Annotated in this window: 10 protein-coding genes; 5 read left to right on the forward strand and 5 right to left on the reverse strand. The window is 65.0% G+C overall.

Annotation, left to right across the window (positions count from 1 at the left end):
* Positions 1-154 precede the first annotated feature (154 nt).
* The 4 genes from ftsE (at position 155) to BJ122_RS17155 (ending at position 3,515) form a co-directional block, all read left to right on the forward strand.
* On the forward strand, positions 155-814 hold the full coding sequence (ftsE, locus tag BJ122_RS17140; protein ID WP_110782397.1) for a cell division ATP-binding protein FtsE: 660 nt from the start codon (positions 155-157) through the stop codon (positions 812-814).
* On the forward strand, positions 807-1,778 hold the full coding sequence (locus BJ122_RS17145; RefSeq protein WP_110782398.1) for a cell division protein FtsX: 972 nt from the start codon (positions 807-809) through the stop codon (positions 1,776-1,778). The genes ftsE and BJ122_RS17145 overlap by 8 nt, the downstream gene beginning before the upstream one ends.
* A 170-nt stretch (positions 1,779-1,948) precedes the next feature.
* On the forward strand, positions 1,949-2,653 hold the full coding sequence (locus BJ122_RS17150) for a YdcF family protein (RefSeq protein ID WP_110782399.1): 705 nt from the start codon (positions 1,949-1,951) through the stop codon (positions 2,651-2,653).
* A 67-nt stretch (positions 2,654-2,720) separates the two neighbouring features.
* Positions 2,721-3,515 carry a lysophospholipid acyltransferase family protein gene (locus tag BJ122_RS17155; RefSeq protein WP_110782400.1) on the forward strand — a complete coding sequence of 265 codons (795 nt, stop codon included), beginning with the start codon at positions 2,721-2,723 and terminating at the stop codon, positions 3,513-3,515.
* 154 nt (positions 3,516-3,669) lie between these two features.
* Here the strand turns inward: BJ122_RS17155 and BJ122_RS17160 are convergent, their stop codons facing one another.
* From BJ122_RS17160 to BJ122_RS19075, 4 genes are all read right to left on the reverse strand, one after another.
* Entirely contained in the window at positions 3,670-4,317 is a 648-nt protein-coding gene (locus BJ122_RS17160; RefSeq protein ID WP_110782401.1) for a gamma-glutamylcyclotransferase, read from the reverse strand.
* Between the two features lie 36 nt (positions 4,318-4,353).
* Entirely contained in the window at positions 4,354-5,187 is an 834-nt protein-coding gene (locus tag BJ122_RS17165) for an acyl-CoA thioesterase (RefSeq protein ID WP_110782402.1), read from the reverse strand.
* Between the two features lie 289 nt (positions 5,188-5,476).
* Positions 5,477-7,960, reverse strand: coding sequence for a glycogen/starch/alpha-glucan phosphorylase (locus BJ122_RS17170; protein ID WP_430694796.1), 2,484 nt, complete (start codon positions 7,958-7,960; stop codon positions 5,477-5,479).
* A gap of 7 nt (positions 7,961-7,967) precedes the next feature.
* Positions 7,968-8,225 carry a hypothetical protein gene (locus BJ122_RS19075; RefSeq protein ID WP_146227216.1) on the reverse strand — a complete coding sequence of 86 codons (258 nt, stop codon included), beginning with the start codon at positions 8,223-8,225 and terminating at the stop codon, positions 7,968-7,970.
* Here BJ122_RS19075 and BJ122_RS17175 point away from each other — a divergent pair.
* Positions 8,215-8,646: a hypothetical protein gene (locus tag BJ122_RS17175; protein ID WP_110782404.1), complete on the forward strand. Its 432-nt coding sequence runs from the start codon at positions 8,215-8,217 to the stop codon at positions 8,644-8,646. The two genes, BJ122_RS19075 and BJ122_RS17175, sit on opposite strands and share 11 nt — an antisense overlap.
* Positions 8,647-8,672: 26 nt before the next feature.
* Here the strand turns inward: BJ122_RS17175 and BJ122_RS17180 are convergent, their stop codons facing one another.
* Positions 8,673-9,449 (reverse strand): DUF2865 domain-containing protein, encoded by a 777-nt coding sequence (locus tag BJ122_RS17180; protein ID WP_430694797.1) that lies wholly within the window; start codon positions 9,447-9,449, stop codon positions 8,673-8,675.
* Between the last annotated feature and the right edge of the window lie 284 nt (positions 9,450-9,733).

The following is a 9,733-nucleotide window of genomic DNA, read 5'->3' on the forward strand; positions in this document are numbered from 1 at the left end:
CACAACCATTGCGGGGATCATGCGCAGCCGTCGGGGTGGACCGGCTGCCTCGGCACCCGTCATGGCACGGGCAGCAGCACGACAGCGCACGCGCCGGCCTGCAACCGCTGTGTCTTGAGTTCCACCGTCGCGCCACCGTCGAACGGAGCTGAATGTGGTCCGCTTCGAAAATGTCGGTCTGCGCTACGGGCTCGGCCCGGAGATCCTGCGCGATCTCAATTTCGAGATTCCGGCGCATTCCTTCCAGTTTCTCACCGGCCCCTCCGGCGCCGGCAAGACCTCGCTGCTGCGGCTGTTGTTCCTGTCGATGCGGCCGACCCGCGGGCTGATCAATCTGTTCGGCCGCGATGTATCGCTGCTCAGCAAGGAAGAAATGGCGACGCTGCGCCAGCGTATCGGCATCGTGCTGCAGGATTTCCGGCTGCTCGACCACATGACCACCTATGAGAATGTCGCGCTGCCGTTCCGCGTTACCGGACGCGATGAAGCGAGCTATCGCCGCGAGGTGATCGATCTTTTAAAATGGGTCGGGCTCGGCGAGCGCATGGACGCGCTGCCGCCAGTGCTGTCCGGCGGTGAGAAGCAGCGCGCCGCGATCGCGCGCGCGGTGATCGCCCGGCCGCATCTGTTGCTCGCCGACGAGCCGACCGGCAATGTCGACCCGACCTTGGGTCGGCGGCTGCTGCGGCTGTTCATCGAGCTGAATAAATCCGGCACCGCGGTGGTGATCGCCACCCACGACATCAACCTGATGGACCAGTACGAAGCCCGCCGGCTGGTGCTGCATCAGGGACGGCTGCACGTTTATGAGTAGGATCGACGAGGAGCGCGGCGTTCTGGTCGATCTCGGTCGCGACCGGCCGCAGGTCGCCCCGCAGGCGCGCAACGTATCGCCGATCGTGCCGCGCGGCTCGATCGCCGGGCGTGCCGTGGTCGCGGTGGTGGCGATCATGACGTTCCTGGCGTCGCTGACCTCGGGCGCGGTGCTGTTGATCAGCGCCTCGGCCGCCGAGTGGCAATCGGAAGTGGCGAGCGAGATCACCGTGCAGGTGCGCGCCGTCAGCGGCCGCGACATCGCGCGCGACGTTGCGGCGGTCGCCGAGGTGATGCGCGCGCAGCCCGGCATTGTCGAAGTGCGGCCATTCACCAAGAGCGAATCGGAAAAACTATTGGAGCCGTGGCTCGGCGCCGGGCTGTCGCTCGACGATCTGCCGGTGCCGCGGGTGGTGGTGGCGCGGCTGACGCCGGGCACGATGCTCGATCTTGCCGGGCTGCGGCAGCGGCTCGCCCAGGTGGCGCCGTCGGCGTCGCTCGATGATCATCGCGCCTGGATCGAGCGGATGCGCTCGATGACCGGCGCCACCGTGGTCGCCGGCATCGCGGTGCTCGGCTTGATGATCCTCGCCACCGTGATCTCGGTGTCATTCGCAACGCGCGGCGCGATGGCCGCCAACCGGCCGATCGTCGAGGTGCTGCATTTCGTCGGCGCCGGCGATCGCTACATCGCCAGCCATTTCTTGCGGCACTTCCTGCGGCTCGGCCTGCAGGGCGGGGTGATCGGCTACGGGCTGGCGGTGCTGGTGTTCGGCTTTTCCGAATCGGTCACCGGCTGGTTCTCGGGCACGCCGGTTGGCGACCAGTTCGCGGCGCTGCTCGGCACCTTCTCGCTGCAACCTTCGGGATATTTGGTGCTGGCAGTGCAGGCGCTGTTGATCGCGGCGGTCACCGGCTGGTCATCGCGGCGCACCCTGTTCGCCACCTTGCAGGAGATCGATTAAGCCGATGCGAGGCCGCGACCCCCCCTTGCTGCGCGCGATCGCTCCCGGCCAGGACAGCCGGGGCTCACATTTGCCGAAAAACGATCTACTGTGCGGGTTCCGAAAGGAGCGCGAAGGCTGCCGAACCGCTTGGTCGCGGCGCGGTGGTCGCTGTCAGAAGTCTATTTGAGATGTCTTTGCCCGAACCCCATGCCCAGCGATCGCAGCGCCGCGGCCCGTTCCGCGCCATGGTGGTGGGAGCGCTGGCGGTTGGCTTCGTCGGTCTGGCGCTCGGCTTTGTCGGCTTTCTGGCGCAGCTGCACGGCACCGAGGTCAAGCCGGCGCGCAATGCCGATGGCATCGTGGTGCTGACCGGCGGCTCGTCGCGGGTCGCCGATGCCATCGAACTGCTCGCGGCCGGCTTTGGCCAGCGGCTGCTGATCTCGGGCGTGCATCCCACCAATGGCGCGCAGGATATTTCGCGAATCGTGCCGGACAGCGACCGTCTGCTGAGCTGCTGCGTCGATCTCGACCATTCGGCGATCAATACCCGCAGCAATGCCGCCGAGGCACGGCGCTGGGTGCATGAGCGCGGTTTTCGCTCGCTGATCGTGGTCACCTCCAACTACCACATGCCGCGCGCGATCGTGGAAATGGCCTATGCGATGCCGGATGTCGAACTGATCCCGTTCGCGGTGGTCGGCGACAAATGGCGGGATGAAGCCTGGTGGACCAGTGGCGCGACCTTGCGGCTGCTGCTATCGGAATACGCCAAATATCTTGCTGCCGAAGCACGGGTCAGGCTCGCCAGCCTCGGGCTCGATCTGTTCCCGGAAGCTGACATCGCACCGGAGCCGGCCGGACGGCGCAAACCCGCAACCGCCCAGGTTCATTGAGCCAAGTTGATTGACCCAAGTTGATTGATCCAGGTTCACTGATCCAGGTTCATTGATCGGAAACTCGATGACGTCGATCTTTCTGCGCTCGCTGGTCTACAACGTGCTGTTCTACATCATGTTGGTATTCTGGGTTCTGGTGGGCTTGCCGACCTTCCTGATGCCGCGGGCCGCGATCGTCAACATCGCTAAGTGGTGGGGGCGCAGCAGCATCTGGCTGCTGCGGGTGGTGTGCAACACCAAGGTCGAGTTCCGCGGCACGGACAAAATCCCGCAAGGACCGCTGATCGTCGCCGCCAAGCATCAGTCGATGTGGGAAACCTTCGCGCTGCTGCAGTTCTTCGATCAGCCGCTGTACATCCTCAAGCGCGAGCTGATGTGGATTCCGGTGTTCGGCTGGTATCTGAAAAAGGCTGACATGATCGACGTCAATCGCGGTGCCGGCAGCCGCACGCTGGTCAACATGGCGCGCCGCGCCGGCGAAGAAGTGCGCCGTGGCCGGCAACTGATCATCTTCCCGGAAGGCACGCGCCGCGCGGTGGGCGCGCCGCCGCATTACAAGACCGGCATCGGCCAGATCTATGCCGATTCCAAAGTGCCGTGCCTGCCGGTGGCGCTCAATTCCGGGCTGTTCTGGCCGCGCCGTAATTTCATGCGCTATCCCGGCACCATTCTGGTCGAATTCCTCGACGTCATTCCGGCCGGCATGGATCGTCGCGAGTTCGTGACGCTGCTCGGCAACATGATCGAGAACGCTTCCAACCGACTGATTGAAGAAGGCCAGCGCGAGCAGGCCGAGCTGTTCGGCCGCGTGCCGACGCCGCTCGCCTATGCCGAGAAAGCGCCGGCCGATCCGGCTTGATACCAACGGCGATTGATACCAACCTGTCCGCACGTTATGGCCGGGCTCGTCCCGGCCATCCACGCCTTTGATCTTGCGGCGATTCCAAGACGTGGATGCCCGCGACAAAGCGCGGGCATGACGGCCATCAGTACGATTCGATGGTAGGAGTAGCCTAATCGCGCGGCAGCGGCGATGACGCATCGTCGCGTAGCTGAGCGGCGAGCCGATGCAGATTGGCGTCGCGGCAGCCCTGCGCTTCCAAAGCCTGCACGGTCGAGAGCACATAGTCGCGATTGGGGCCGGAGATGCCGTGGCCCTGCCGGATCAGATGCAGCTGCTCGGCGACGCTCAAGCGGCCGGAATATTGTTCATGGCCGCGATCGACCACATAGACCAGCGCGCTGACGCGGCGGCGGGCATCGTCCTGCAGCCACACCGAGCGCATCACTTCGCGATAGACATTGGTGACCTGCTCGCGCTCGCGCAGATAGGCGATGGTGGCGGCGCGGTCAGCGGCCGCCACCCGGAACGCAATGCCGCGGCAGGCACCGCCGCGGTCCAGCCCCAGCACCAGGCCGGGCTTCTCCGGCGTGCCGCGATGCACGAACGAATAGACGCACAGCGCGCGGTGCTCGCCGATCAGCCGCGCCGGCACCTGTTCGACAAAGGCAAAGCCTGGCCGCCACATCAGCGAGCCATAGCCGAACACCCACAGATCGCCGTGGGCGTGTTCGGGGCCGGTCGGGTGAAGCGGGTCTTGGGGCTGCTGGTCGTTCAAAGGATAGCTGCTGCGTCGCTCAAGGCCGATAGTTGCAGCCATCCGTTAGCACGTGATGGCTGGCCTGTCCCGGCTATCTCAAGCCTTGAAATAGCCGATCTGATGGGTGGTCGCGAGCAGCCGGCCGCTGGCGGTCCATAGCTCGCCGGTCTGATCGCAATAGCTCTTGTGAAAGACGTTGGCGTCGGCGACGCCCAGCACCGCGGTGGCGTTTTCGGCGGCCAGCTCGGCGGCATCGACGTGGAAATAGGTGGTCATCGACACCGTGCCGAACGGCACCACTTCGCCGCGCACGTGGAACACCCGGGCGAAGAACGCATCGGCGATTGCTGACAGCGAGATCGCGTCGATCGGGCGCGGCACGGCGTTGCCGATCCAGACCTTGCTGTGTGCACTGGCCGGCTCAACCAGCGGCGTCCGGCCAAAGCGCGGCGCGCCATCCGTAAAGCGGAATTCAAACTGGTTGATCCACGGCGCGGCGCCGAAATCGGGCAGCACCTTGGCGTCCTGATAGCGCGTGGTCACCGGCGGCTGCGCGGTTTGATGCGACCAGGTTTCGCGGCGCTGCGCCACCACCACCGTCGCAAACGCCGCCACCCCGATCTCGTCCTGGCTGAGCGTGATCGACCAATGCTGCGAGGAGCGGTTGGCCTTGATCAGGTGCAGATCGAGGTCGAACGTGCCGGGCGCGACCGGCGCGCAGAAATTCACGGTGAAAGCCAGCGGATCGCCGGCGCGGTCGGGATGTTCCAGCAAGGCGCGCAGCATGGTGGCTGCGGTGAAGCCGCCGAACGGGCCGATGAAGGCGCGGTAATCGTCGCTCGTTTCGCCGCGCCAGCGACCATCACGCAGCGTAACGCGGGTGGCCTGGTCGAACGGATGATCGCCAGCCTTGAGCACCGTATCGTGCATCGACGTCTCCTCGATGTTTTTCTACCAACGGCGATTGCTACCAACCACTCCGTACGTCATGGCCGGGCTCGTCCCGGCCATCCACGCCTTTTTGATCTTGCAGCGTTCCAAGACGTGGATGCCCGCGACAAGCGCGGGCATGACGAGGCATTGGTGCGGCCCGATGGTATTGCTTATCCTCAATTGTTAGCATCGATCCGGGATTAGCCGAACCATTATCTGATGGTCATCATGGCAAGGGCGGCCACTAGGGCCGCCCTTTTCGAGGAACCGATATCTGTCAGGCAGGCTAGCGCTGCGCCTGCCGGGCCAGCGTCGGCTGCGACGCCGGGCTGGTCGGCACGTTCCAGATATCCTCGGCATATTCGCGGATGGTGCGGTCCGACGAGAACCACGCCATGCGCGCGACATTGAGGATCGCCGCGCGCGTCCAGGCCGGGCTGTTGGACCAGCGCGCGTCGATGCCGCGCTGGCAATCATAGTAGGACTCGAAATCGGCGCTGACCATGTAGTGATCGAGATGGCGCAGCGCGTGCGAGATCGCGGCGAACCGGCCGGGATCGTCCCGTGAGAACTCGCCGGTTTCGATCGCGCGGATCGCGCGCGCCAGCCGCGGCGAGCGGGTGATCACGTCGGTAGCGTCCAGCCCCTGCGCGCGCCGCTGCACCACTTCGAGCGCATCCATGCCGAAGATCGCGATGTTCTCCGGGCCGACATTGTCGCGGATCTCGATATTGGCACCGTCGAGCGTGCCGATCGTCAGCGCGCCGTTCAGCGCGAACTTCATGTTGCCGGTGCCGGATGCTTCCATGCCCGCGGTGGAAATCTGCTCGGACAGATCCGCGGCCGGGATGATCACCTCGGCGAGGCTGACATTGTAGTCCGGGATGAACACCACCTTGAGCCGGCCGACGGTGTCGGGATCGCTGTTGATGGTTTCGGCGACGTCGTTGATCAGCTTGATGATCAGCTTGGCGTAGCGATAGCTCGCCGCCGCCTTGCCGGCGAAGATTTTCACGCGCGGCACCCAGTCGCGCTGCGGCTCGTCCTTGATGGCGTGATAGAGCGCGATCGCTTCCAGCACGTTCAGCAATTGCCGCTTGTATTCGTGGATGCGCTTGATCTGCACGTCGAACAACGCGCTGGCATTGACCTTGATGCCGAGCCGTTCGCCGATCAGCTTGGCGAGCGCCACCTTGTTGCGGTGTTTGACCTGCCGGAACTGCTGCTGGAACGCGGCGTCGCCGGCATAGTCCTCCATCCGCACCAGATAGGTCGGATCATCGAGCACGCCTTCGCCGCAGGTGGCGCGCGCCAGCTCGGTCAGCCCGGGATTGGCGAGCATCAGCCAGCGCCGGAAGGTGATGCCGTTGGTCTTGTTGGTGATGCGGCCCGGATAGAGATGATGCAGATCGTGGAACACGGTCTCCTTCATCAGCTCGGAATGCATCGCCGACACGCCGTTGATGCGATGCGAGCCGATGAACGCCAGATGGCCCATGCGCACGCGCCGGCCGCCCTTTTCGTCGATCACCGACACCGCGGCGCGGAAGTCGATATCGCCGGGGCAGCGCGCCTCGGCGTGGTTCAGATGCACCTCGTTGATCCGGTAGATGATCTCGAGATGGCGCGGCAGGCTGCGCTCAAACAGTTCGATCGGCCAGGTCTCGAGCGCTTCCGGCAGCAGCGTGTGGTTGGTGTAGGACAAGGTCGCCTTGGTGATCTCCCAGGCGTCGTCCCACACCATGCCGTGATGATCGATCAACAGCCGCATCAGCTCGGCGACGGCGAGGCTGGGATGGGTGTCGTTGAGCTGCACCGCCGCCTTCTTGGCGAGGCTGCGCAACTGGCCTTCCGCGTTGAGATGGCGCTGCACCAGATCCTGCAGCGAGGCCGACACGAAGAAATATTCCTGGCGCAGCCGCAATTCGCGGCCCGCCGGGCTTTCGTCATTGGGATAGAGGAATTTGCAGATCGCTTCGGCGCGCGCTTCGTGGGCGCTGGCGCCGAGATAGTCGCCGGTGTTGAACACGTCGATGCGCAGCGGGTCCGGCGCGCGCGCCGACCACAGCCGCAGCGCGTTGACGTGCTTGCCGCGCCAGCCGACGATCGGCGTGTCATAGGCCACTGCCTGCACGGTCTCGCCGGGATACCAGATCGCGCGCTCGCGTCCGCGGGCATCGACCGAGTGCTCGACGCTGCCGCCGAAATGCACCTGATAGACCACTTCGGGCCGCTGCAATTCCCAGGGATTGCCGAAGCCGAGCCACTCGTCGGGATATTCCTGCTGCCAGCCCTGGCTGATGATCTGGCGGAACAGGCCGAAATCGTAGCGGATGCCATAGCCGAATGCCGGGATTTCCAGCGTCGCCATGCTTTCCATGAAACAGGCGGCCAGCCGGCCGAGGCCGCCATTGCCGAGCGCGGCGTCCGGCTCGCAATTGCGCAGATCGGACAGCCCGACGCCGAGATCGCCGAGCGCCGCCTCGAACAGCGGCATCAAGCCCATATTGTTGAGCGCGTCGGTGAACAGCCGGCCGATCAGGAATTCCAGCGACAGATAATAGACGCGCTTGCGACCGGAGTCGTAGCTCTCCTTCTCGGTCATCAGCCAGCGGTGCACGATGCGGTCGCGCAGCGCCAGTGCCGCCGCCTTGTACCAGTCGTGCTTGGTGGCTTGGCCGGCGTTCTTACCGATCGCGAGCGTCAATTTGGCGACGATCGCGCTCTTGATCTCCGAAAGCGCCAGCTCATCGAGCGGCGGCTTCGGCACTTTGAAATCAGGGGAGCTCGAACCAGGCAAAACTGTATCCCGAAGTTGCTCTGAAAATGGTCACATGCAGATTAGGCTGCGGTGGCACCGCTGACGAGATCATCGTTTGAGCCATCATGCATGGCTTTTGTGCAAGAAAATGTTCACGGGCGCGACAGCTTGTCGGCAGAACAAAGCTAGAACATTGCCGAAAAACATGGTAGCGGTTCATGAATCCATGGCGCGCCGCCATTGCAGGGGCAAAAACAGCCGACATGTCCACCATCGCCTTTGATCCATCGGCGCTGACCCGGATCGCCGATTTTGCTGGAACGCTGACGGAACTGCATCGCACCGGTCGTCATCGCTTGGTCGATGACGACCAGATCGACCGCGCTTTTGACGCGGTGTGCCGCTCGATCTGGGGCTACACCATCGACGACGTCAGCGACGAGCTGTTTTCCGCCGAGGATCACGCCTGGCTCGACGCGCTTGATGAAGCGCGGGCGCGGATCTTTGCCGCCGAGCAGGGTTTTGACCTGATCGACGACGACGGCATGCTGACCGACTGGTGGGGGTTCTGCTGGATGATTTTGGCCGAAAAGCGCGGGCTGCTGACGCCGGACAACCGCGCGGCGGCGCGCGCCGCGCTGGAAGACCATTATCTTGCGACGCCCCATGTGATCGGCGTGGTGCGGATGCGCTAGCGTTGCGCGCGGTACGCAGTCCCGTCTCAGCGCACCTCGGCGCGCCGTGCCGGCTTCGACGTTGCCGCCGGCACCGGGGCTGTGGGCGTGACGCTGATGGCCGGGGAGTTGGCCGCTTCGCCGCCGTCATGATGGGCCGGCGACACCTTCATCTCGCCCAGCCGGGCGCGCAGCTCGGCATTCAGCCCGGGATAGGAGCTGATCGGCGTGAATTCCGCGGTCTGCGCGGCACCGACCCGGATGCCGGAATAGGCGACGAGGCCGTTGCCGGTCGCCACCACATCGCCGGCGCGCAGCGAGGTGTCGAGCGCGAGATCGACCGGCGCCAGCCCGGCCGGGCTGCGGCCGTCGCAGGTGCAATCGGCCTTCAGCGCCTTGCGATAGGCAAAGGCGTTGTCGCTGTCGGCGTAGCGCTCGCCATTGCTGGCGGTGGCGTACTCGATCTGGCTGCCATAAAAGACCCGGGTCTGGCTCGCCGGGCAGAATGCCTGACACATCTGCGCGGCGCTGGCGCCGCCACGGGTGCTCAGCGGAAAATATTTGCCGTCGCAGCTGCGCACGCAAAACGCCGAACCGGAGCCGGAGGCCACGGCGGGCCGTGCCGGCGGCGCCGATGACGCGCCGAGGCCAAACGGATCAGCGAAGAAATTTTGCTGCGATGACCGGGCGGGCGGCGACTGAAAGCCGCCGAACAGCATGTCGAGCAGGTTTTGGGCGGATGCGGGCGGCGCGGCCACGGTGAGCGCGGTCAGCAGCAAAGCGGCCGGCAGCGCCGCTTGTCGGCGCGGAAGGCTGAACTCGATACGCAACGCTCACCCCACCCAAGTTCAGTCGGCCGCACCGCATGGCCCGGCAACCGCCAAACTTTAGGTCGGGATGGTAAACGGCGGGTAACCGGGCGGCGCGAAGCACCGGGGTGGGGTGGGGGCTTGGCGCAGTCGGCCCCACCCGGCCGGCCCGATTGTCATCGGGCCGTCCACCCTCCCCACGAGGGGGATCGTTGCGTAATTTGATGACGCAGGTTTTTGAGGGGACTTTGGACAGGTTTGCGGTGTGTCTTGGAGCGTCCGCGGGCGGCTAAGCGAGG

It is taken from the genome of Rhodopseudomonas faecalis, assembly GCF_003217325.1.
In the GTDB taxonomy this organism is placed as follows: Bacteria; Pseudomonadota; Alphaproteobacteria; order Rhizobiales; family Xanthobacteraceae; genus Rhodopseudomonas; species Rhodopseudomonas faecalis.

Excerpts from the sequence above, each read along its gene's own strand:
- BJ122_RS17145 (WP_110782398.1), top strand. The coding sequence starts at position 807 with ATGAGTAGGATCGACGAGGAGCGCGGCGTTCTGGTCGATCTCGGTCGC.
- BJ122_RS17150 (WP_110782399.1), top strand. The coding sequence starts at position 1,949 with ATGTCTTTGCCCGAACCCCATGCCCAGCGATCGCAGCGCCGCGGCCCG.
- BJ122_RS17155 (WP_110782400.1), top strand. The coding sequence starts at position 2,721 with ATGACGTCGATCTTTCTGCGCTCGCTGGTCTACAACGTGCTGTTCTAC.
- BJ122_RS17160 (WP_110782401.1), bottom strand. The coding sequence starts at position 4,317 with ATGGCTGCAACTATCGGCCTTGAGCGACGCAGCAGCTATCCTTTGAAC.
- BJ122_RS17165 (WP_110782402.1), bottom strand. The coding sequence starts at position 5,187 with ATGCACGATACGGTGCTCAAGGCTGGCGATCATCCGTTCGACCAGGCC.
- BJ122_RS17175 (WP_110782404.1), top strand. The coding sequence starts at position 8,215 with ATGTCCACCATCGCCTTTGATCCATCGGCGCTGACCCGGATCGCCGAT.
- BJ122_RS19075 (WP_146227216.1), bottom strand. The coding sequence starts at position 8,225 with ATGGTGGACATGTCGGCTGTTTTTGCCCCTGCAATGGCGGCGCGCCAT.